This is a genomic window from Neotabrizicola paludis, from assembly GCF_044142105.1.
Classification (GTDB): domain Bacteria; phylum Pseudomonadota; class Alphaproteobacteria; order Rhodobacterales; family Rhodobacteraceae; genus Pseudogemmobacter.
On record NZ_JBGTYM010000007.1, the window covers coordinates 92,569 to 114,142 of the forward strand.

Below are 21,574 nucleotides of genomic sequence, written 5' to 3' on the forward strand. Positions count from 1 at the left end.
GGGAAAGGGGTGGCAAGCAGACGGAGGGTTGCGGGATGCGGACTATGCTGATGGCGGCGTCACTGGTTCTGGCGGCGGGGGCGGCCCATGCGGAAAAGGCCGTGCTGGCCGGGGGCTGCTTCTGGTGCATGGAGGCGAATTTCGAGACGGTGAAGGGCGTGCGCGACGTGGTGTCCGGCTATACCGGCGGCCCAGCACAGAACCCAAGCTATGACGACCATGACGGGTTCGTGGAGGCGGTGGAGATCAGCTTCGATCCCAAGCAGATCAGCTATGACCAGATCCTGACCCTGTTCCTGCATTCGGTCGACGTGACCGATGCGGGCGGGCAGTTCTGCGATCGGGGGCCAAGCTATACGACAGCGATCTTCGTCTCGAATGCCGCCCAGAAGGCCAGCGCCGAGGCGGCGGTGGCGGCAGCCGGGAAGGAATTGGGCGCGAAGATCGTGACGCCGATCCGCAAGGCGGAGAAATTCTGGCCGGCCGAGGACTACCATCAGGATTACTGGCGCAAGAGCGACATCATCCTGACCCGCGTCGGCCCGAAAACGAAGAAGAACGCCTATAGCTATTACCGCAAGGCTTGTGGCCGCGACGCGCGGGTGCGGGAATTGTGGGGCAGCACCGCCACCTTCCTGCATTGAAGGCGGCGGCCAAGGCGCAGGGCAGGATCAGGCCAGCGCGACGTGCGGCTTCTCGGCGGTCTCGTCCTTGTTCGCGCCGTCTTGCGCCGCGATCCCGGGCGCAGTGATCTCGGGCGTCGCGGCTGGTATCTCGGCATCGTCAGGCGCCGGGGTATCGGGACCGGCTTCGATGGCGGGGCCGGGCAGGATGCGGTCAAGCAGGCGGAAGACAAAGGGGTTGAGCACGATCGAGACCAGCGCCCCGGCCACAACCAGATCGCGGGCTTCCGGCGGCACGATATCCAGCTTCACCCCCATCACGATCAGGATGAACGAAAACTCGCCGATCTGGGCCAGCGCGGCGGCGATGGTCAGCGCCGTGGTGCGGTCGCGGCCGAACATCCGCACGATGCCATAGGCCGCCGCCGATTTGACGCCCATGATGATCAGGATCGTCACCATGACCGAGAAGGGCTGTTCCAGCAGGATGTCGGGGTTGAAGAGCATGCCGACCGAGACGAAGAACAGCACGGCGAAAGCGTCTCGGAAGGGCAGCACGTCCTTGGTGGCCTGGGCCGACAGGGTGGATCCCGCCATCACCATGCCCGCGAAGAAGGCGCCCAGCGCGAAGGAGACGCCGAAGATCGCGGCGGCGGCGAAGGCGACGCCCAGCGCGATGGCAAGGACGGAGAGCCGGAACAGCTCGCGCTGGCCGGTGCGGGAGACAAGTTCCAGCGCATGGGGGATGACACGGCGGCCGACGATCAGCATCACGGCGACAAAGGCCGCGACCTTGATGAGCGTGATCAGGAGGACCGCGCCGACCGTGCCGAAGCCAAGCTGGGCGATTTCCGCCGTCTCGCCCTCGACCGGCTGGGCAACGCCGCCAAGAAGGCCCGAGATCGCCGGGATCACCACCAGCGCGACGACCATGGCCAGATCCTCGACGATCAGCCAGCCGATGGCGATGCGGCCCTGGCCGCTGTGCTCGATCCCGCGATCCTGAAGGGCGCGCAGAAGAACGACGGTCGAGGCGACCGAAAGGGCAAGGCCAAAGATGATGCCCGCGCCCCAGCCCCAGCCCAGCACCAGCGCAAGCAGCGTGCCGGTCCCGGTTGCGACCGCGATCTGCGCGATGGCACCGGGAATGGCGATGGTGCGGACCGACATGAGGTCCTTGAACGAGAAATGCAGACCCACGCCGAACATCAGCAGGATCACCCCCATTTCCGCCAGCTCTGTCGCAATCTCCTGATTGGCGACATAGCCCGGCGTAAACGGCCCGATCAGGACGCCCGCCGCCAGATATCCGGCGATCAGCGGCAATTTGAGCCGGTGCGCCAGAAGTCCGAGCAGGCAGGCCAGCCCGAGGCCGACGGAAATGGTGGTGATCAGCGGAATCTCATGCGTCATCGGCTCATGGTCAGGGAAAAGGATGTTTCAGGGAAGCGCGACCCGGACGGGCCGCTTTCCTCACTTATACACACCCTGTCCCGGATCAAGTCACGTCCGGCTGAAACACGATCACGGAAATCGGCTTTTTGTTGCCGTATCTTGCAGCGATGCACAGGATCAGCCGATCCGGCAGGCCGCCATGGCCGCCATATTGAGGATATCGTTCACCGTGGCGCTGGTGGAGCAGATCTGGATCGGCTTTTTTACCCCGGTCAGGATCGGGCCGATCACCGTGGCGCCGGCCATTTCCTGCATGAGCTTGACCGAGATGCTGGCGGAATGCCGCGCGGGCACCACCAGGATATTGGCCGGGCCGGACAGGCGGCAGAACGGGTAGTGCTTCATCTGATCGGGGTTCAGGGCGACATCGACGGTCATCTCGCCCTCATATTCGAAATCCACCTTCAGCGCGTCCAGCACGGCAGGGGCGCGGTGCATCTTCGTGGCGCGTTCCGAGACCGGATAGCCGAAGGTCGAGAAGGAAACGAAGGCGACGCGCGGCTCAAGCCCCAGGCTGCGCGCCACCCCGGCCGAGCGGATGGCGATGGTGGCAAGGTCATCGGGTTCGGGCCATTCATGGACCAAAGTGTCCGAGATCAGCACGATGCGGCCCTTGTGCAGCAGGGCCGTCACCCCCACGGCGCCATCGGTGGCCTTGGCGTCGAAGACGGTGTTGATCAGCGACAGGACATGGGCCGATTTGCGGGTGGCCCCGGTGATCAGCCCGTCGCCGTGGCCGTGCTGCAGCATCAATGCCGCAAAGACATGGCGGTCGCGGGCGGCGAGGCGGTGGATGTCCTGGCGGTCATGGCCCTGGCGTTGCAGGCGGCTGTAGAGGAAATCCTTGTAGGTCTCGAGATGCCGGGTATTGGCGGCATTGACGATTTCCAGCTCGCGCACCGCATCGCCCAGACCTGCAGCCTCAAGCTTCTCGCGCACATCCGGCTCGCGCCCGACGATCAGCGCCTTGCCATAGCCGCCGCGCTGATAGGCCACGGCGGCGCGCAGCACACGCGGCTCGTCGCCCTCGGCAAAGATCATCCGCGCCTGGGCCTGGCGCGCCCGGGCGTGGACGCCCTGCAACATGCTGGCGGTCGGGTCCATGCGCGAGCGCAGCGAGGCCTCATAGGCCTTCATGTCGATGATCGGGCGGCGGGCGACGCCGGTATCCATCCCGGCCCGGGCCACGGCAGGCGGAACGACATAGATCAGGCGCGGGTCGAAGGGCGTGGGGATGATGTAGTCGCGGCCGAAAGACAGCTTGCGGCCATAGGCCATTGCCACCTCGTCCGGCACATCCTCGCGCGCGAGGGCGGCAAGGGCGCGGGCGCAGGCCAGCTTCATCTCGTCATTGATGGCGCGGGCGTGAATGTCGAGCGCACCGCGGAACAGATAGGGGAAGCCCAGGACGTTGTTGACCTGGTTCGGATAGTCGCTGCGTCCGGTGGCGACGATGGCGTCGGCGCGCACGGCATGAGCCTCTTCCGGGGTGATTTCCGGGTCGGGATTGGCCATGGCGAAGATCACCGGATTGTCGGCCATGCTGGCGACCATGGCCGGCGTCACCGCCCCCTTGGCCGAGACGCCCAGAAAGACATCGGCCCCGACCATCGCATCTTCGAGACTGCGCGCATCAGTCCTGACCGCATGGGCGGATTTCCACTGATTCATGCCCTCGGTGCGGCCCTGATAGATCACGCCCTTGGTGTCGCACATGATGCAGTTTTCATGCCGCGCGCCCATCGTCTTCAGCAGTTCCAGACAGGCGATCCCCGCCGCCCCGGCCCCGTTCAGCACGATGCGCACGTCCTGGATCTTCTTGCCCGAGATTTCCAGCGCGTTGATCAGGCCGGCGGCGCAGATCACCGCCGTGCCGTGCTGGTCATCGTGAAACACCGGAATGTCGCAGATTTCCTTGAGCCGCTGCTCGATGATGAAACATTCCGGCGCCTTGATATCCTCAAGGTTGATGCCCCCGAAGGTCGGCGACATCAGCTTGACCGCTTGGATGATCTCGTCGGCGTCTTCGGTGTCCAGCTCGATGTCGATGGCATTCACATCGGCGAAGCGCTTGAAGAGCACGGCCTTGCCTTCCATCACCGGCTTCGAGGCCAGCGCGCCCAGATTGCCAAGGCCAAGGATCGCGGTACCGTTCGACACCACGGCCACCATATTGCCCTTGACCGTATAGTCATAGGCGGTTTCGGGCCGCGCGGCGATGGCCTCGACCGGCACGGCCACGCCCGGCGAATAGGCCAGCGACAGGTCGCGCTGCGTGGCCATGGGCGTCGAGGGCACCACATCATATTTGCCCGGATAGGGATCAAGGTGATAGGCAAGCGCCTCTTCGGGCGTGATCTTCTGGCGGGTCATCGGCGTCCTCCTCGGGCCTTGGGGTTTAACGGCTGCCAAGGCCGCTGCAAAGCCGTCATTCACAGCCTTTTCGCGGCCGCGCGGGACGGTTAGGGTCGGCCCCGCCAAAGGGGGACGCATGACCGACGACGCCGTGACGCCGATGATGGCGCAATATCTCGAGATCAAGGCGCAGAACGCGGGCGCGCTGTTGTTCTACAGGATGGGCGACTTCTACGAGATGTTCTTTGACGATGCGCTGGCGGCGGCCGAGGCGCTGGACATCGCGCTGACCAAGCGCGGCTTTCATCTGGGCGAGCCGATCCCGATGTGTGGCGTGCCGGTCCATGCCGCCGAGGGCTATCTGCTGATGCTGATCCGCAAGGGATTTCGCGTCGCCATTGCCGAGCAGCTGGAAGACCCGGCCGAGGCGAAGAAGCGCGGCTCGAAATCGGTGGTCAAGCGCGATGTGGTGCGGCTGGTGACGCCCGGCACACTGACCGAGGAATCGCTGCTAGAAGCGAGGCGGCACAATTATCTGGCCGCCTATGCCGAGGTGCGCGAGGCGGGGGCGCTGGCCTGGGCCGATATCTCGACCGGGGCCTTTCACGTCATGGCCTGCCCCCTGCCCCGGCTGGCACCCGAACTGGCGCGGCTGGCCCCGCGCGAATTGCTGGTGTCTGAGGCGCAGGACGGCGCGCTGCGCGATCTGGCGGCCGAGGCCGGGGCGGCGCTGACGCCGCTGGCCCGATCGAGTTTCGACTCCAGCGGGGCGGAAAAGCGGTTGTGCGCCTTGTTCAACGTCGGCTCGCTGGAGGGGTTCGGGGCCTTCGAGCGCGCGGAACTGGCCGCGATGGGCGCGCTGGTCGATTACCTGGACCTGACGCAGCGCGGCCGCCTGCCCCTGCTGCGCCCGCCGGTCAAGGAAAGCCCGGGCGGCGCGATGCAGATCGACGCGGCGACCCGGCGCAATCTTGAGATCACGGCGGCATTGGGCGGCGGGCGCGACGGCTCGCTTCTGGCGGCGGTGGACCGGACGGTGACGGCGGCGGGGGCGCGGCTGTTGGAACGGCGGCTTTCGGCACCGTCGCGCGATCTGGCGGTGATCCATGCGCGGCAGGCGGCCTTGCGGGCGCTGGTGGACGACAGCGGGCTGCGCCATCAGCTGCGTGACCTGCTGCGACGGGTGCCGGATATCGACCGGGCGCTTTCGCGACTGGCGCTGGACCGGGCCGGGCCACGCGACCTGGCGGCGATCCGCGCCGGCGTGGCGCAGGCCGGGGCGCTGTCGCCCTTGCTGGCGGGCCTGCCCGACCTGCTGACGCAGGCAGCGGCGGGGCTGACCGGGCATGAAGCCCTGGTCGGTCTGCTCGAACGGGCGCTGGTGGCCGAGCCACCCTTGCTGGCCCGGGATGGCGGCTTCATCGCCACCGGCTTTGACGCCGAGCTGGACGAGACCCGGCAACTGCGGGACGAAGGGCGCGGCGTGATTGGCCGGATGCAGGCCGATTACGTCGAGCGCACCGGGGTGCAGGGGCTGAAGATCAAGCACAACAATGTGCTGGGCTATTTCATCGAGGTCACCACGACCCATGAGGAACGGCTGCGCTCGATGCCCGATCTGTTCATCCACCGGCAAAGCACAGCCGGTCAGGTGCGCTTTACCACCATTGCCCTGAACGAGATCGAGACCCGCATCCTGAATGCGGCGAACCATGCGCTGGAGATCGAGAAGCGTCACTATGAAGCCTTGAAGCGCGCCGTTCTGGATCTTGCGGCGCAGATCGGCAGCGCGGCGCGGGCCCTGGCCGAGATCGATCTGGCGGCGGCTTTCGCCGATCTTTCCGTGGCCGAGGATTGGTGCGAGCCGCGCGTCGATGCCTCGCGCGCCTTCGTGGTGGCGGGCGGGCGACATCCGGTGGTGGAACGCGCCCTGCGCCGGGCCGGGCAAAGCTTCGTCGCCAATGACTGCGCCCTGACCGAAGCCGACACCCCGGCGATCTGGCTTTTGACCGGGCCGAACATGGCAGGGAAATCCACCTTCCTGCGCCAGAACGCGTTGATCGCGCTGCTGGCCCAGGCGGGCAGCCATGTGCCGGCGCGCGAAGCGCATGTCGGGCTGGTGTCGCAACTGTTCAGCCGGGTCGGTGCCAGCGACGATCTGGCCCGGGGACGGTCGACCTTCATGGTCGAGATGGTCGAGACGGCGGCGATCCTGAACCAGGCCGATGATCGGGCGCTGGTGATCCTTGACGAGATCGGGCGCGGCACCGCCACCTATGACGGGCTGTCGATCGCCTGGGCGGTCTTGGAACATCTGCACGAGGCCAACCGCTGCCGGGCGCTGTTCGCCACGCATTACCATGAAATGACCGCGCTGGCGGGCAAGCTGGCCGGGGTGGAAAACGCCACGGTCAGCGTGAAGGAATGGGAGGGCGAGGTCATCTTTCTGCATGAAGTGCAGAAAGGCGCCGCCGACCGCAGCTATGGCGTGCAGGTGGCGCGGCTGGCGGGGCTGCCGCCCGCGGTGATCGAGCGGGCGAAGCTGGTGCTGGAAAAGCTGGAACAGGGCGACCGCGAGGGCGGCAAGCAAAGCACGCTGATCGACGACCTGCCGCTGTTCCGCGCCGCCCCGGCTGCGGCGCCAAGGCCCGCGCCGCAGAAAACCTCGGCCGTCGAGGAGCGCCTGAAGGCGATCCACCCCGATGAGCTGACGCCGATCGAGGCGCTCAAGCTGCTTTATGATCTGAAAAGCCTGACCTGATCGCCATTTTGGCCAGGATACGCGGGGCGTCCGGGGGCAGTGCCCCCGGGCACAAGCCCTTAGCCCGGATTGGACGACACGCCCACCTGCGCCGGGCGCAGCAGCCGGTCATAGAGCATGAAGCCCACGGTCATCACCTGGATGATCTGCCCGGCCTTGGTGCCCGGCAGCGGCGCCTCGAACATCGCCTGATGCTGCTGCGGGTCGAATTGATCGCCCACTTCCGGGGTGATCGCCTTGACGCCGTGCTTTTCCATCACATTGGTCAGCTCGCGCAGGGTCAGCTCCACCCCTTCAATCAGCGCGGCCGAAGCGGCGCGGCTTTCCTCGGGGATCGCCGCCAGCGCGCGCTGGAGATTGTCGAAGACCGGCAGAAGGTCGCGGGCCAGACGGGTTGAGCCATATTGTTCGGCCTCGCGCCGGTCGCGATCCGCCCGCTTGCGCGAGTTTTCGGCATCGGCCAGCGCGCGCATGAACTTGTCGCGGAAGGCGTCCCTCTCAGCCTTCAGGGCCTCGACCTCGCCATCGGCCATGAATTCTTCCAGATCGGGCAGATCGCCTTCGATCCCCTCGCCCGAATTTTCCTGCGCCATTTCGTCCTTACTCCAGTCTCAGCCGCGCCCGCGTTCCTGGACCATCCGTCCCACAAGCTGCGCGGTATAATCCACGATCGGAACGACCCGCCCGTAATTCAGCCGCGTGGGCCCGATCACGCCGACCGCTCCGATGATCTTTCGCTCGGCGTTCATATAGGGAGAAACAACCAGACTGGAACCCGAAAGTGAGAAAAGCTTGTTCTCCGAGCCGATAAAGATGCGCACCCCGTCGCCCGTCTCGGCCAGTTCCAGAAACTCGGCGATATCGCGCTTGCGTTCCAGGTCATCGAACAGGTTGCGGACCCGGTCGACATCCGCCTGACCGGGGTCAAGAAGGTTCGCCCGGCCCCGCACGATCAGCCGTTCCGAGGTCTGTCCGGCGTTTTCCCAGACCGCAAGCCCGCTTTCCACCAGATCCCGCGCCAGCGAATCAATCTCTTGCCGCCGCCGGGCGATTTCGGCCCGCATATGGCGCATCAGATCGGGCAGGCTGCGGCCTTCGGCCATGGCATTCAGGAAATTCGCCGCTTCGCGCATCGAGCTGGGCGTCTGGCCCGGTGGAGGGCGGAACAGGCGGTTTTCCACCTGGCCATCGGCAAAGACCAGCACGACCAGCGCCCGGTCGGCACCCAGGCTGACGAATTCGATATGGCGGATCGGCGCGGCCTCGGCCTTGGGCGACAGCACGATGCTGGCCCCGCGCGTCACCGCAGAAAGCGCGGCGCCGACCTGATCCAGCACCGTGCCGACATCGGTGTCATTGCCGGTCAGCGTCGCGTCGATCCGCTCGCGATCCGCCATATCCACATGACCCATCTCAAGAAAACCGTCGACGAACAGCCGCAGCCCCTGCTGCGTCGGCACCCGCCCCGCCGATGTGTGCGGGCTGCCCAGCAGGCCGAGATATTCGAGATCCTGCATGACGTTGCGGATTGTCGCGGCCGAGATCTGTTCGGTCAGGCTGCGCGTCAGGGTACGCGACCCCACCGGTTCGCCGGTGGCCAGATAGGATTCCACCACCCGCCGGAACACCTCGCGCGAGCGGTCTGTCATTTCAGAAAGAAGCGGCGATCCGTTTGACATGGTTCATCTGCACCTACTCGGAATAAAGGCGTTGCCGGCGGCGGCGTCAATCGCTGGCGTCAATCGGGGTTGCGCCACAGGCCCGGCGGGGCGTATCACGCCGCGGCAAAAGCGAAAGGAAATGCCATGCGCCCCTCGGGCCGAGCCCTCGATGAACTCCGCTCCGTCAGCATCGAAACGGGCGTGACGCGCCATGCCGAGGGCTCTTGCCTGATCAAATGCGGCGGAACGCATGTGATCTGCACGGCGACGGTCGAGGACAAGCCGCCGCCCTTCCTGCGCAATACCGGCATGGGCTGGGTGACGGCGGAATATGGCATGCTGCCGCGATCCACCCATACACGGTCGCGGCGCGAGGCGGCTGCGGGCAAGCAAAGCGGAAGAACCCAGGAAATTCAAAGACTTATCGGTCGCAGCCTGCGTGCTGTGGTGGATCGGCAGGCCCTGGGCGAGCGGCAGATCACCGTGGATTGCGACGTGATCCAGGCCGATGGCGGCACGCGTTGCGCGTCGATCACCGGCGGGTTTGTTGCGCTGCGTCTGGCGGTGAATGTGCTGCTGGAGAAGAAGCTGATCCTCAGCGACCCGATCATGGATCACGTCGCCGCCGTGTCCTGCGGCATTTATGCCGGCCAGCCGGTGCTGGACCTGGATTATGACGAGGATTCCGTCGCTGGCACAGATGGCAATTTCGTGCTGACCGGCAAGGGCAAGATGGTGGAAGTTCAGGCTTCGGCCGAAGGCGCGCCTTTCTCGTCCGAGGATCTGACCACGCTTCTGGGCCTCGCGCAGGGCGGGATCGCGGCATTGGTGGCCGCTCAGGCCGCGGCGCTGAAATGAGCCGCCGTTTCCAGGGGGACAAGCTGGTCATCGCCAGCCACAATCGCGGCAAGCTGGAAGAATTTTCCAGCCTGCTCGCGCCCCTGGGCGTGTCGTGCGTTTCGGCGGCCGATCTGGGCCTGCCCGAGCCGGAGGAAACCGAGGATACATTCCTGGGCAATGCCCGGATCAAGGCCCATGCCGCGGCACAGGCCGCGGGCCTGCCCGCCCTGTCGGACGATTCCGGCCTGACGGTCGACGCCTTGGACGGCGCGCCCGGTGTTTTCACTGCGGATTGGGCGCAGACGCCGACGGGCCGTGATTTCAAGATGGCCATGGCCAAGACCTGGTCGCATCTGGAATATCTCAAGGCCCCCGCGCCCCGCCGCGCGCAATTCCGCTGCACGCTGGTGCTGGCCTGGCCCGACGGTCAGGACGAATGGGTGGAAGGCCTGGCCGCGGGGCAGCTGGTCTGGCCCGCCCGTGGCGCCGAAGGCCATGGCTATGATCCGATCTTCCAACCTGACGGGTTCGACCGGACCTTCGCCGAGCTTTCATCCGACGAGAAGAACAGGATCAGCCATCGCGCCAAAGCCGTGGCCGCTTTGCTGCGAAAGTGTTTCACGTGAAACAGCCCGAGGACTGGCAAGAGGGCGGCTTCGCGCTGTACTTGCACTGGCCCTTCTGCAAGGCGAAATGCCCCTATTGCGATTTCAACAGCCATGTCCGCGCGGCGGTGGACCAGAAGGATTGGCAAGCCGCCTATCTGGCCGAGATTGACCGCGCGGCCGCCGAGACGCCCGATCGACTCTTGCGGTCGGTGTTTTTCGGCGGCGGCACGCCCTCACTGATGGAGGGCCCTTTGGTCGCGGCGATTCTGGAGCGGATCGCCAAGCATTGGCGTTTTGCCAATGACATCGAGATCACGCTCGAGGCCAATCCGACTTCGGTTGAAGCGGGGCGGTTCCGCGAGTATCGCGCGGCAGGGGTGAATCGGGTCTCGCTGGGCCTGCAAGCCTTGAACGATGAGGATTTGCGCCGCTTGGGGCGTCAGCATTCCGCGGCGGAGGCTTTGGCGGCTTTCGCTTTGGCGCGCGACGTGTTTCCACGCGTTTCGGGCGATCTGATCTATGCAAGGCAGGATCAGACCTTGGCGGCCTGGCAAGAGGAATTGCAGCGGCTGATCGCCTTGGGGCCGGATCACCTGTCGCTGTATCAGCTGACCATCGAAGATGGTACGGCTTTTGGTGCCCTGGCGCGGGCAGGCAAGCTCAAAGGCCTGCCGGATGAGGATCTGGCGGCCGACATGTATGCCGCAACCAGCGAAATCACCGCAAAAGCCAGGCTTTCGGCCTATGAAGTGTCCAACTATGCCGCCGCCGGCGCGGAATCACGGCACAATCTGGTTTACTGGCGGATGGGCGACTATCTGGGCATCGGCCCGGGCGCGCATGGGCGGCTGACGCTGGATGGCAAGCGCTACGCCACCGACACGCAACGCAATCCCGAGGCATGGCTGGCCGCTGTGCGGAACGGATCGGGGGAAAAGCCCCGCGAACTCGTCGATCCGGCCGCGCAGGGCACCGAATATCTGCTGATGGCGCTGCGCTTGACCGAGGGCGCATCCCTACGGCGGTTTGCGCGGATGACAGGGCAGGAAATTGCCCCGGACAGGGTGAAATCCTTGGTCGAAGATGGTTTTCTGACCGTAGACGGCGAAATGATCGCCGCGACCGAGGCCGGGCGGTTGCTGCTGAACCGCCTCGTCCTGGAATTGATGCCGGATTAACCCTCGGCCAGCCGCCCGCCACCGGCCGACAGCAGCGAACACAGCTGGTCAAGCGCATCGAAACTGTCATAGCGGATCGTCAGCGCGCCGCCCTGGCCATGATGGTCGATGCTGACCTTCATGCCCAGCTGCGCCGAAAGATCGGCCTCCAGCGCACGGGTATCGGCGTCCTTCTCGGCGCTTTTCGGCGCCCGGGCCGGACGATCGCGCGCATCCGACGACTCGCGCATCAGCTTTTCGGTCTCCCGCACCGAAAGCCCGCGCAATGCGACCGTGCGCGCCAGGGACACAGCATCCGGCGCCCCGATCATCGCTCGGGCATGGCCGGCCGAAAGCGCGCCTTCGCGCACCATGAGCTGAACTTCCTCGGGAAGATTGAGCAAACGCAACAGGTTGGCCACATGGCTGCGGCTTTTCGACAGGGCTTCGGCAACCTTTTCCTGCGTATGGCCGAAACGGTCGATCAGCGCCTTCAGCCCAAGCGCTTCTTCGATCGCGTTCAGATCTTCGCGCTGGATGTTCTCGATGATCGCGACTTCCAGAACTTCGGTATCGTCCAGATCGCGGATCACCACCGGCACATCATGCAATTGCGCCAGTTGCGCCGCGCGCCAACGCCGTTCGCCCGCGACGATTTCATAGGCGTCGCCCTGGGGCCGCACGACGAGCGGCTGGATCACACCCTTCTGACGCAGCGATTCCGCCAACGCCTGAAGCGCGTCGCTGTCAAAATCCTTGCGCGGCTGATGCGGGTTTGGCCGCAGCTTCTCAACCGGCAGGCGCGTATCGGCGCGACGCGGCCCTTCGCTTTCGGGGCGCAGATTCACATCCGACATCAAAGCCGAAAGCCCCCGGCCCAAGCCCTTGCGTTCCATCCCTGCCCCTCTCGATTCGTCTCTGTTATTGACTAATCAGCGCTTCAGCCGCGCGCCGATCTCATTCGCCAGTGCCCGATAGGCCTCGGCCCCTTTGGAGGCCGTATCATATTCCGTGACCGGCAGCGCATGCGAAGGCGCTTCGGACAGGCGCACATTGCGCGGAATCACGGTGTGGAACACCATGTCGCCCAGGTTTTCACGCGCATCGGCCTCGACCTGCTGGGCAAGGTTGTTGCGGCCATCATACATGGTCAGCAGAACACCTTCGATCCGCAGATCCGGGTTGGCGCTGCGGCGCACGTCGCGCACGGTCAGAAGAAGCTGCGACAAGCCCTCCAGAGCGAAAAATTCGGCCTGCAAGGGCACGAGCACGGCATGCGAGGCGACGAGCGCATTGACCGTGAGCAGGCTGAGCGAGGGCGGGCAGTCGATCAGTACCACATCAAAGGCGCGGGCGTCGAAATCGGGGTGGCGCAGCGCGTCATGCAGCAGGAAACTGCGTTTTTCATTGGCGACAAGGTCGATATCTGCCGAGGCAAGATCGGAATTTGCCGGGCAAATCCAAAGGTTAGCCACCGAAGTCGGCCGGATGATCGCGTCGGGCTGGCCATCGGACAGAATAAGGTCATAGGTGGTCAGCTGACGCTCGGCGGGGGCCACGCCCAGCCCGGTCGAGGCATTGCCCTGCGGATCAAGGTCGATGAGCAGCACGCGAAACCCCTGCTCGGCCAGCGCCGCGGCCAGGTTTATGGCGGTCGTGGTCTTGCCAACACCGCCCTTCTGATTGGCCACGGCGATGACATGCGCGGGGCGCGCGGGTTCGGGCTTCAGCAGGGGCTCAGTCGCCGGCACGGGAGAGGTTCCTGATCACAAGAAGGGCTGCTCCCTTATGCCCCGGATCGTCGCGCGCCTCCAGTTCGAAGCGCCAGATTTTGCGGGCAGCGCTGCATTCTGCCACATGATTTTCGCCCTTCGGGAAAAGCGCATAGCCGCCGGGCAGAAGATGGCGATGGGCGAAGCCGCACAGGGTTTCCAACGGCGCAAGCGCCCGCGCAGAGACGATTCCCGCCCCCAAAGGCGCGAGAATTTCGGCCCGCTCGCTGCGCACATCGACCGCAAGGCCCAGCTGTCGCGCGGCTTCGCGCAGGAACGTGGCTTTGCGCTGGTCCGATTCGACCAGCACCATGCGGGTTGCCGCGCCGCGATCGGCCAGAATCACCGCAACCACCAGACCGGGAAAGCCGCCCCCCGCCCCCAGATCGGCCCAGAGCGCCGGCGGCGCGTCGACGGCCTGCAGCAGCCGCGCCGAATCTTCGATATGGCGCGACCACAGCTCGGGCAGCGTCGACTTTGAAACCAGATTGATACGCTGGGTCCATTTCTCGACCAAAGCCGCGAAAAGGCGCAGCTTTTCAAGCCCTTCAGGCGTGGTGCCCAGGCTCTTCCACAGATCCTGATCCACCTAGATCGCCCGCTGAACCGGCTGACGCTTGAGGCTGGCGATCAGAAGAAGGATCGCGGCGGGTGTCATCCCTTCGATCTGGCGCGCCTGATGCAGGTTTTCCGGGCGGCGACGCTCCAGTTTCGCTGTCAGCTCGGCCGACAGGCCCGACAGGGCGCGGTAATCGAACCCTTGCGGGATCGCCATCGCCTCATGCTTGCGCAGATCCGCGGCATCGGCGGCCTGACGCTGGGCATATTGGGCATAAAGCGCCTCGATTTCCGCCTGTTGCAGGGTTTCGGCTACAGCTTCGGCCATTTCGGGCACCAAAGAGGCCAGGGTTTCGCGGGCGTAATCGGGCATCGCCATCAGGTCAAAGACCGGGCGGCGCAACCCGTCCTGGCTGACGGCGATGCCATGCGCGGCAAGCTCTTTCGGCGTGAAACTGCGGGATTTCAGCGCTCCGATCAGCCCGTCCAGCGCGACAAGCTTCTCCCCAAAGGCGCGGGCGCGGGTTTCCTTGACCAGGCCCACCTCGAGCCCCATCGGTGTCAGGCGCTGATCGGCATTGTCCGCGCGCAGCGAAAGCCGGTACTCGGCGCGCGACGTGAACATCCGGTAAGGCTCGGTCACGCCGCGCGTGGTCAGATCGTCGATCATCACGCCCAGATAGCTGTCGCTGCGCGAGAAGACCCGCCCGTCCTGCCCGCGCGCCAATAAGGCGGCGTTCATTCCGGCGACAAGACCCTGGGCGGCGGCCTCTTCATAGCCGGTGGTGCCGTTGATCTGCCCCGCCAGGAACAGGCCGGACAGCGCCTTCAGTTCCAGCGTGGCCTTCAGCCCGCGCGGGTCGAGGTAATCATATTCGATGGCATAGCCCGGCTGCGTGATGACGGCGCATTCCAGACCCGCGATGGTGCGGACATAGGCCTCCTGCACTTCGGCGGGCAGCGAGGTGGAAATGCCATTCGGATAGACCGTATCGTCATCAAGCCCTTCTGGCTCAAGGAAAACCTGATGGCTGTCCTTGTCGGCGAAGCGCACGACCTTGTCTTCGATCGAGGGGCAATAGCGCGGCCCGACCCCTTCGATATGGCCGCCATACATGGCCGATCGACCCAGATTGTCGCGGATGATCTGATGCGTCGCGTCGGACGTATGGGTGATGCCGCAAGAGATTTGCCGGGCAATCGGCTTGCGATTCAGAAAGGACAGCAGGACCGGATCGTCGTCGGCGGGCTGCATTTCCAGCCGCGCCCAGTCGATGGTCTTGCCGTCCAGCCGCGGCGGCGTACCGGTTTTCAGGCGCCCCGTGGTCAGGCCAAGGCCGCGGATCTGGTCGGCCAAAGCGACCGAGGGTTTGTCGCCCACCCGCCCGCCGGGACGTTTCTGATCGCCGACATGGATCAATCCGTTCAGGAATGTGCCCGTGGTCAGGACAACAGCCGCTGCCCGCAGTTCTGACCCATCGGCCAGGCGCAACCCGCGCACGGCATCTTGCTCAATGATCAGCTCGGCCGCTTCGCCTTCAACGATTTCAAGGCCGTCTTGCGCGGCCAGCAAGCCCTGCACTGCCTGACGATAGAGCTTGCGATCGGCCTGCGTGCGCGGGCCTTGCACAGCAGGGCCTTTGCGGCGGTTCAGCAAACGGTACTGAATGCCCGCCATGTCGCCCGCCCGGCCCATGATGCCATCCAGCGCGTCGATTTCGCGCACAAGATGGCCCTTGCCCAGACCACCAATGGCCGGGTTGCAGGACATCACGCCAATCGTGTCGGCCCGCATGGTGACCAGCGCAGTAGCCGCGCCCATCCGGGCTGCAGCAGCGGCCGCATCAGCGCCGGCATGGCCGCCGCCCACGACGATGACGTCAAAATGTTTCACGTGAAACACCCTCACTTCCCGATGCAAAAGCTGGCAAAGATTTCGCCCAGCAACTCGTCTACGTCCACGCGCCCGACCAAAGCGTCCAAAGCACGGATCGCGCGGCGCAATTCTTCAGCGGCGATTTCCGGCAAGGCTTTGCCAAGCCCCGCAAGAACAATCCGAATCGCCGCAGCGCCTTGCTCCAGCGCCAGCCGATGTCGTTCGCGCACCATGATACCAGCCCCCGCCACTTTATCCGAGAGGCTGCGCGAGATTTCGGCCAGAAGCGCATCGACCCCCGCCCCGGTCTTGCCCGAGACGGCCAGCCCCGCCCCACCGCCGAGATCGGCCTTGGCGGCCACGACCAAATCGCCGTCGCGCGGCGCAACAAGGCCGGGGTTGGGGCCAAGGAAGATGCGCACATCGGCGGCTTCGGCGCGGTTAACAGCGCGGCGGATACCCTCGCGTTCCACCGGATCGTCGCTGTCGCGCAGCCCGGCCGTATCCAGCAGCGTCACCGCCAGCCCGTCCAGGTCCATGCGAACTTCGATCACATCGCGCGTCGTGCCGGCGATTTCCGAGGTGATCGCGGCTTCCCGCCCCGCCAGGCGATTGAGAAGTGTAGATTTTCCGGCATTCGGTTCGCCGAGGATCGCCACTTCGAACCCGTCGCGGATGCGTTCGGCCTGCGCCACGGCAGCGGCTTCGCGGTCGATTTCACCCAGCAAGCCCACAAGCAGCGCGCGGACTTCGGGCGTCACATCGACCGGCACATCTTCATCGGCGAAATCGATCGTGGCTTCGATCAGGGCGGCCGCCCGCACCAGGCGCGCGCGCCAGTTGGAGACGCGATCGCCGATCTGGCCCGACAGCACGCGCAATGCCTGCTTGCGCTGCGCTTCGGTTTCCGCGTCGATCAGGTCGGCCAGGCCTTCGACTTGCGTCAGGTCGAGCACGCCATTGTCCAGCGCCCGGCGGGTGAATTCGCCCGCTTGGGCCAGACGCGACAGCCCGCTTTCGGCCAGCGCCCGCAGCAGCGCCTGGGCGACGGCCGGGCCGCCATGGATGTGAAATTCGACCACGGCTTCGCCGGTAAAGCTGGCACCTTCCGCAAAGAAAACCACAAGGGATTGGTCGATCGCCTCGCCCCGCCACGAGATGTTGCGCAATGTCGCATGACGGGCCGGCGGGACCAGCCCGCACAGCGCCGCGCAAACCGCGCCCGCCTGCGGACCGGAAACCCTTACGACCGCAAGGCCCGCGCGGCCCCGCGCCGTGGCAAGCGCATGGATCGTGTCCGACATGGCAAGGCATAGCCCCTAAGCTGTCGTCACCCTCAGGTGTTCATGGATTCGAAGAATTCGGCATTGGACTTGGTCTGCTTCAACTTGCCGATCAGGAATTCGATGGCATCGGTGGTGCCCATCGGGTTCAGGATGCGGCGCAGAACATAGGTCTTTTGCAGATCGGTCTTGTCGACCAGCAGGTCCTCTTTCCGCGTGCCGGACTTGAGAATGTCCATCGCCGGGAAGGTGCGCTTGTCGGCGACCTTGCGGTCGAGCACGATTTCGCTGTTGCCGGTGCCCTTGAACTCTTCAAAGATCACTTCGTCCATGCGGCTGCCCGTATCGATCAGCGCCGTCGCGATGATGGTCAGCGAGCCGCCCTCTTCGATGTTCCGCGCAGCGCCGAAGAAGCGCTTGGGGCGCTGCAGCGCGTTCGCGTCGACACCGCCGGTCAGCACCTTGCCCGAAGACGGAACGACGGTGTTGAAGGCGCGGCCCAGGCGGGTGATCGAATCAAGCAGGATCACCACGTCGCGCTTGTGCTCGACCAGACGCTTGGCCTTCTCGATCACCATTTCGGCCACGGCGACGTGGCGGGTGGCGGGTTCGTCAAAGGTCGAGGAAACGACCTCGCCTTTCACGGACCGCTGCATATCGGTGACTTCCTCGGGACGTTCGTCGATCAGAAGCACGATCAGGTAGCATTCCGGGTGATTGGTCGCGATGGAATGGGCGATGTTCTGCAAGAGAACGGTCTTGCCGGTGCGCGGCGGCGCGACGATCAGCCCGCGCTGGCCTTTGCCGATGGGGGCCACCAGATCGATGATCCGCGCGGAACGGTCGCGGATGGTCGGATCCTCGACTTCCATCTTCAGGCGCTCATCGGGGTAAAGCGGTGTGAGGTTGTCGAAATGGACCTTGTGCTTGGCCTTTTCGGGATCGTCGAAATTGATCTTCGTCGCTTTCACCAGGCTGAAATAGCGCTCGGTTTCCAGCGGAGCCTTGATCACGCCTTCGATGGAATCGCCGGTGCGCAGGCTGAACTGGCGGATCATCTCGGGGCTGACATAGATGTCGTCGGGGCCGGGCAGATAGTTGGCCTCGGGGCTGCGCAGGAAGCCGAAACCGTCCTGCAACACTTCCAGCACGCCATCGCCGCCGATTTCATAGCCTTCCTCGGCATGTTCCTTGAGGATCGAGAACATCATCTCGCCCTTGCGCATCGAGGGGGCGTTCTCGATCTCCCATTCTTCGGCCATGGCCAGAAGGTCGGCAGGCGTCTTGGCCTTGAGGTCGGAGAGGTTCAAGCGTTCGGTCATGGAAAGTCCCTGGGGCCCGGCCACTGGCCACGGGCAGACAAGATGGGAATGGGAAGCGCATGGATCGGACGACCCTGCTGAGCCGGGGAGATAAGCGGGCCCTGAACGAAAGTCAAGATTGCCCTTCCCCGCCCCCGTGTGGCCGGGGTTCTTCTTCTTTCTATAATTAAGAAAGAGTCTTTTTGTTGATTATGCAGGGGCCGGGGATAAGGGGATTGCCCCGGCCTCCCCAAACCTTGTCCCCGGCGGATCGGGCCGGGGATAATCCGGGGATAAGCTTTGACAGGCGTGAATGTGGCAGTATTCAAATAGCGATATCAATACCTTGCCTCTTTCAGCCCTGGGGAAACAGTCCTGCACCCCCCTGGGGAAAGCCCGCCCCGCGCGTCCTTTTCCACAGTGACGGGAAAACCCGGCGCACAGGCGGATAACTGGCGCGGGGCTTGACACTTCTCCCCAGCCTGCCGCCTTCTGCCCGGTGCCGGGCGGCTTACCCAGACCCCGCCCCCAGCGCGCACCGCAAGAACAAAGCCGGATTGTCCACAGGCCCTTCCCCATGAATGTCTCGCCGCTCCTTCTCGCTTCCGCCTCGCAGACGCGCATCGACATGCTGCGTGCGGCGGGGCTGGAGATTCGCGCCGAGCCCGCGCGGATCGACGAGGATCAGGTCCGTCGCGCGCTTGAGGCCGAGGGCGCGCATAGCCGCGACGTTGCCGATGCCCTGGCCGAGATGAAGGCCGCGAAACTGTCGGATCGCTATCCCGAGACCCTGGTTCTGGGTGCCGATCAGGTGCTGGACCTGAAAGGCCAAATCTATGCCAAGCCGGAAAGCCCCGACGAAGCGCGCGACCAGTTGCGCGCGCTGCGCGGCCAGACCCACAAGCTCTTGTCGGCGGCGGTGCTCTATCAGGGTGGGAAGCCGCAATGGCGCCATGTCGGCGAGGCGCGGCTGACCATGCGCGATTTCTCGGACAGCTATCTTGAAGACTACCTGGCGCGGAACTGGGAAAGCATCCGTCACAGCGTCGGCGGATACCGGCTGGAAGAGGAAGGGGTGCGGCTGTTCTCCTCGATTTCGGGCGACCATTTCACCATCCTCGGCCTGCCGCTTCTGCCCCTCTTGTCCTATCTTGTCCAGCGAGGGATCATCGCCGCATGACCGACCATCCCCGCATCCCGCTCGCCGGCGTTCTTGGCCATCCCGTCGCCCACAGCCGCAGCCCGGCGCTGCATGGCTATTGGTTGCGGCGCTATGGCCTGCAGGGCTTCTACATCCCGATGGATGTAGCCCCGCTGGATCTGGCCGAGGCAGTGCGCACCCTGCCAAAGCTGGGTTTCGTGGGCGTCAACGTGACGATCCCGCATAAGGAACCGATCCTTCAGATCGCCGATATCGTCACCGACCGGGCGGCGCTGATCGGGGCAGCGAACACGCTGATCTTTCGCAAGGATGGCAAGATCCATGCCGACAATACCGATGGCATGGGTTTCATCGCCAATCTGCGCCAGCACGCGCCGAACTGGCATCCGCCCGCAGGGCCTGCCGCCGTGCTGGGCGCGGGCGGGGCGGCGCGGGCGGTGGTTGCGGCACTCCTCGAGGCCGGGGTGCCGGAAATCCGCCTGTCCAACCGCACGCGGCCAAGGGCCGAGGCGCTACGATCGGATTTCGGCGCCAAGGTCGTGGTGCAGGATTGGGTGCAGTCGGGCGCGATGATGGAAGATTGCGCGACCGTGGTGAACACAACCTCGCTGGGCATGGTGGGCAAGCCGCCACTGCAAGTGCCGATGGATGCATTGTCTGCGGGCACTTTGGTGACCGACCTCGTCTATACGCCCTTGCAGACCCAATTCCTGATCGAGGCGGCGGCGCGCGGCTGCGTCACGGTCGATGGTCTGGGTATGCTGCTGCATCAGGCCGCGCCCGGCTTTGAACGCTGGTTCGGCCAGCGCCCGGATGTGGATGAAGCGACCCGTCAGGCTGTTCTTTCGGCATGAGCGCCTTTCGCCTTGGCCTGACCGGCAGCATCGGCATGGGGAAATCCACCACCGCCGGTTTCTTTGCCGCGCGGGACGTGCCGGTCTGGGATGCCGATGCCGCTGTCCACAGGCTCTACGCGCCGGGCGGAGCGGCGGCCCCTGCCTTGGCATCCCATTTTCCCCAAGCGGTGACAGGCGGCGCGGTGGATCGCGCCGCGCTCAAGGTGGCGCTGGCCGAGGATGCGGGGAAGCTGAAGCTGCTGGAGCAGATCGTGCATCCGCTGGTGGCGCAGGACCGCGTCGCATTTCTGGCGCAGGCGAGCGCCGATCTGGTTGTGCTCGACATCCCACTGCTGTTTGAGAAGGGAACCGAGACGGAATGCGATGCCACGCTGCTGGTCACCGCGCCCGCCTCGGTCCAGCGCGCCCGCGTTTTGGCCCGGCCCGGCATGACCGAGGCGCAATTCGCGCTGATCCTGTCGCGCCAGATGCCAGATGCTGAAAAACGTTTTCGGGCGACTCATGTGGTGGAAACCCTGTCGCTTGCCAGCACCGACGCTTATGTTGACGCCCTGATCAGCCACATCCGGGCAGGCCGTCATGCGTGAGATCGTTCTCGACACCGAAACCACCGGCTTCGACCCGGATCAGGGCGACCGCATCGTTGAAATCGGCGGGGTCGAGCTGCTGAACCACCTTCCGACCGGGCGGACCTATCACCAATACATCAACCCCGAACGCGACATGCCGCAATCGGCCTTCGAGGTGCATGGCCTGTCGACCGATTTCCTGCGCGACAAGCCGGTTTTCGCCGCCGTGGGCCGGGCGTTTCTGGATTTCGTCGGCGATGCCAAACTGGTCATTCACAATGCCAGCTTCGACATGAAGTTCCTGAACTGGGAGCTGAAGACCATGGGCCTGCGTGAGCTGCCCTGGGAACAGGCGATCGACACGCTGGCGATTGCGCGGCGGCGGTTTCCCGGTTCCCCGGCCTCGCTGGACGCGCTGTGCCGCAGGTTCGGCATCGACAATTCACGGCGCGAGAAACACGGGGCGCTGCTCGATTCCGAAATTCTTGCCGAGGTCTATCTGGAGCTGGTGGGCGGGCGGCAGCCCGACCTGGTTCTTGCGCCCTCGGGCGGCCAGAAATCGGCCTCTGCCGGGGATGGAATGACGGGCGGCGACTGGCGGCCCCGGCCGCGCCCGGTGCCTCTGCCGCCCCGGATCACTGAGGCAGAGCTTGCCGCGCATGACGCATTTGTCGCCAAGCTGGGCGAGGGCTCGATCTGGCGCAAGCGGCTGGGCAATTCTTGACAAACGGTTAAT

General features: G+C 65.1%; 19 protein-coding genes. 9 read left to right on the forward strand and 10 right to left on the reverse strand.

The window, feature by feature from the left end:
- The first annotated feature begins 35 nt into the window (after nt 1-35).
- Nucleotides 36-644, forward strand: coding sequence for a peptide-methionine (S)-S-oxide reductase MsrA (gene msrA, locus ACED67_RS15125; protein ID WP_395542546.1), 609 nt, complete (start codon nt 36-38; stop codon nt 642-644).
- 27 nt (nt 645-671) lie between these two features.
- Here the strand turns inward: msrA and ACED67_RS15130 are convergent, their stop codons facing one another.
- Together ACED67_RS15130 and ACED67_RS15135 are read right to left on the reverse strand one after the other, a co-directional pair.
- The gene (locus tag ACED67_RS15130) at nt 672-2,036 is read right to left on the reverse strand and encodes a cation:proton antiporter domain-containing protein (RefSeq protein WP_395542547.1); all 1,365 of its coding nucleotides are present in this window, start codon (nt 2,034-2,036) and stop codon (nt 672-674) included.
- 159 nt (nt 2,037-2,195) lie between these two features.
- The gene (locus ACED67_RS15135) at nt 2,196-4,451 is read right to left on the reverse strand and encodes an NADP-dependent malic enzyme (protein WP_395542548.1); all 2,256 of its coding nucleotides are present in this window, start codon (nt 4,449-4,451) and stop codon (nt 2,196-2,198) included.
- Nucleotides 4,452-4,569: 118 nt separating this feature from the next.
- Between ACED67_RS15135 and mutS the strand changes: the two genes are divergently transcribed.
- Complete coding sequence (mutS, locus tag ACED67_RS15140) at nt 4,570-7,194, forward strand: DNA mismatch repair protein MutS (RefSeq protein ID WP_395542549.1); 2,625 nt, start codon at nt 4,570-4,572, stop codon at nt 7,192-7,194.
- Nucleotides 7,195-7,253: 59 nt separating this feature from the next.
- Here the strand turns inward: mutS and ACED67_RS15145 are convergent, their stop codons facing one another.
- Together ACED67_RS15145 and hrcA are read right to left on the reverse strand one after the other, a co-directional pair.
- The gene (locus ACED67_RS15145; protein ID WP_395542550.1) at nt 7,254-7,787 is read right to left on the reverse strand and encodes a nucleotide exchange factor GrpE; all 534 of its coding nucleotides are present in this window, start codon (nt 7,785-7,787) and stop codon (nt 7,254-7,256) included.
- Between the two features lie 18 nt (nt 7,788-7,805).
- Nucleotides 7,806-8,873: a heat-inducible transcriptional repressor HrcA gene (gene hrcA, locus ACED67_RS15150; protein ID WP_395542551.1), complete on the reverse strand. Its 1,068-nt coding sequence runs from the start codon at nt 8,871-8,873 to the stop codon at nt 7,806-7,808.
- Between the two features lie 126 nt (nt 8,874-8,999).
- On the opposite strand from hrcA, the gene rph reads away from it, so the two are divergent.
- Genes rph through hemW form a run of 3 tightly spaced genes read left to right on the forward strand, consistent with a single transcriptional unit; the run spans nt 9,000 to nt 11,481 of the window.
- Nucleotides 9,000-9,713, forward strand: a complete 714-nt coding sequence (gene rph, locus ACED67_RS15155; RefSeq protein WP_395542552.1) for a ribonuclease PH — start codon at nt 9,000-9,002, stop codon at nt 9,711-9,713.
- Complete coding sequence (rdgB, locus tag ACED67_RS15160; RefSeq protein ID WP_395542553.1) at nt 9,710-10,321, forward strand: RdgB/HAM1 family non-canonical purine NTP pyrophosphatase; 612 nt, start codon at nt 9,710-9,712, stop codon at nt 10,319-10,321. Before rph ends, rdgB begins: the two co-directional genes overlap by 4 nt.
- Entirely contained in the window at nt 10,318-11,481 is a 1,164-nt protein-coding gene (hemW, locus tag ACED67_RS15165; protein WP_395542554.1) for a radical SAM family heme chaperone HemW, read from the forward strand. Before rdgB ends, hemW begins: the two co-directional genes overlap by 4 nt.
- Here hemW and ACED67_RS15170 read toward each other — a convergent pair.
- From ACED67_RS15170 to rho, 6 genes are read right to left on the reverse strand one after another with little or no spacing between them, the layout of a single operon-like run.
- The gene (locus ACED67_RS15170) at nt 11,478-12,356 is read right to left on the reverse strand and encodes a ParB/RepB/Spo0J family partition protein (RefSeq protein ID WP_395542555.1); all 879 of its coding nucleotides are present in this window, start codon (nt 12,354-12,356) and stop codon (nt 11,478-11,480) included. The genes hemW and ACED67_RS15170 overlap by 4 nt on opposite strands.
- A gap of 36 nt (nt 12,357-12,392) precedes the next feature.
- Complete coding sequence (locus ACED67_RS15175) at nt 12,393-13,211, reverse strand: ParA family protein (RefSeq protein ID WP_395542556.1); 819 nt, start codon at nt 13,209-13,211, stop codon at nt 12,393-12,395.
- Nucleotides 13,198-13,821, reverse strand: coding sequence for a 16S rRNA (guanine(527)-N(7))-methyltransferase RsmG (locus ACED67_RS15180; RefSeq protein ID WP_395542557.1), 624 nt, complete (start codon nt 13,819-13,821; stop codon nt 13,198-13,200). The genes ACED67_RS15175 and ACED67_RS15180 overlap by 14 nt, the downstream gene beginning before the upstream one ends.
- Entirely contained in the window at nt 13,822-15,684 is a 1,863-nt protein-coding gene (mnmG, locus tag ACED67_RS15185; RefSeq protein ID WP_395542558.1) for a tRNA uridine-5-carboxymethylaminomethyl(34) synthesis enzyme MnmG, read from the reverse strand. It abuts the gene before it with no gap.
- An 11-nt stretch (nt 15,685-15,695) separates the two neighbouring features.
- A complete protein-coding gene (mnmE, locus tag ACED67_RS15190; RefSeq protein WP_395542559.1) occupies nt 15,696-16,970 on the reverse strand; it encodes a tRNA uridine-5-carboxymethylaminomethyl(34) synthesis GTPase MnmE in 1,275 nt (424 codons plus the stop codon).
- Between the two features lie 32 nt (nt 16,971-17,002).
- On the reverse strand, nt 17,003-18,271 hold the full coding sequence (gene rho, locus ACED67_RS15195; RefSeq protein ID WP_395542560.1) for a transcription termination factor Rho: 1,269 nt from the start codon (nt 18,269-18,271) through the stop codon (nt 17,003-17,005).
- A gap of 556 nt (nt 18,272-18,827) precedes the next feature.
- Here rho and ACED67_RS15200 point away from each other — a divergent pair.
- Genes ACED67_RS15200 through dnaQ form a run of 4 tightly spaced genes read left to right on the forward strand, consistent with a single transcriptional unit; the run spans nt 18,828 to nt 21,562 of the window.
- On the forward strand, nt 18,828-19,430 hold the full coding sequence (locus ACED67_RS15200; RefSeq protein WP_395542561.1) for a Maf family protein: 603 nt from the start codon (nt 18,828-18,830) through the stop codon (nt 19,428-19,430).
- A complete protein-coding gene (locus tag ACED67_RS15205) occupies nt 19,427-20,266 on the forward strand; it encodes a shikimate dehydrogenase (RefSeq protein WP_395542562.1) in 840 nt (279 codons plus the stop codon). The genes ACED67_RS15200 and ACED67_RS15205 overlap by 4 nt, the downstream gene beginning before the upstream one ends.
- Entirely contained in the window at nt 20,263-20,856 is a 594-nt protein-coding gene (gene coaE, locus ACED67_RS15210) for a dephospho-CoA kinase (RefSeq protein ID WP_395542563.1), read from the forward strand. Before ACED67_RS15205 ends, coaE begins: the two co-directional genes overlap by 4 nt.
- Complete coding sequence (gene dnaQ / locus ACED67_RS15215) at nt 20,849-21,562, forward strand: DNA polymerase III subunit epsilon (protein WP_395542564.1); 714 nt, start codon at nt 20,849-20,851, stop codon at nt 21,560-21,562. The genes coaE and dnaQ overlap by 8 nt, the downstream gene beginning before the upstream one ends.
- Nucleotides 21,563-21,574: the final 12 nt, after the last annotated feature.

Coding starts and splice junctions, on each gene's coding strand:
- msrA (WP_395542546.1), top strand. CDS start 36: ATGCGGACTATGCTGATGGCGGCGTCACTGGTTCTGGCGGCGGGGGCG.
- ACED67_RS15130 (WP_395542547.1), bottom strand. CDS start 2,036: ATGACGCATGAGATTCCGCTGATCACCACCATTTCCGTCGGCCTCGGG.
- ACED67_RS15135 (WP_395542548.1), bottom strand. CDS start 4,451: ATGACCCGCCAGAAGATCACGCCCGAAGAGGCGCTTGCCTATCACCTT.
- mutS (WP_395542549.1), top strand. CDS start 4,570: ATGACCGACGACGCCGTGACGCCGATGATGGCGCAATATCTCGAGATC.
- ACED67_RS15145 (WP_395542550.1), bottom strand. CDS start 7,787: ATGGCGCAGGAAAATTCGGGCGAGGGGATCGAAGGCGATCTGCCCGAT.
- hrcA (WP_395542551.1), bottom strand. CDS start 8,873: ATGTCAAACGGATCGCCGCTTCTTTCTGAAATGACAGACCGCTCGCGC.
- rph (WP_395542552.1), top strand. CDS start 9,000: ATGCGCCCCTCGGGCCGAGCCCTCGATGAACTCCGCTCCGTCAGCATC.
- rdgB (WP_395542553.1), top strand. CDS start 9,710: ATGAGCCGCCGTTTCCAGGGGGACAAGCTGGTCATCGCCAGCCACAAT.
- ACED67_RS15170 (WP_395542555.1), bottom strand. CDS start 12,356: ATGGAACGCAAGGGCTTGGGCCGGGGGCTTTCGGCTTTGATGTCGGAT.
- mnmE (WP_395542559.1), bottom strand. CDS start 16,970: ATGTCGGACACGATCCATGCGCTTGCCACGGCGCGGGGCCGCGCGGGC.
- rho (WP_395542560.1), bottom strand. CDS start 18,271: ATGACCGAACGCTTGAACCTCTCCGACCTCAAGGCCAAGACGCCTGCC.
- ACED67_RS15200 (WP_395542561.1), top strand. CDS start 18,828: ATGAATGTCTCGCCGCTCCTTCTCGCTTCCGCCTCGCAGACGCGCATC.
- ACED67_RS15205 (WP_395542562.1), top strand. CDS start 19,427: ATGACCGACCATCCCCGCATCCCGCTCGCCGGCGTTCTTGGCCATCCC.
- coaE (WP_395542563.1), top strand. CDS start 20,263: ATGAGCGCCTTTCGCCTTGGCCTGACCGGCAGCATCGGCATGGGGAAA.
- dnaQ (WP_395542564.1), top strand. CDS start 20,849: ATGCGTGAGATCGTTCTCGACACCGAAACCACCGGCTTCGACCCGGAT.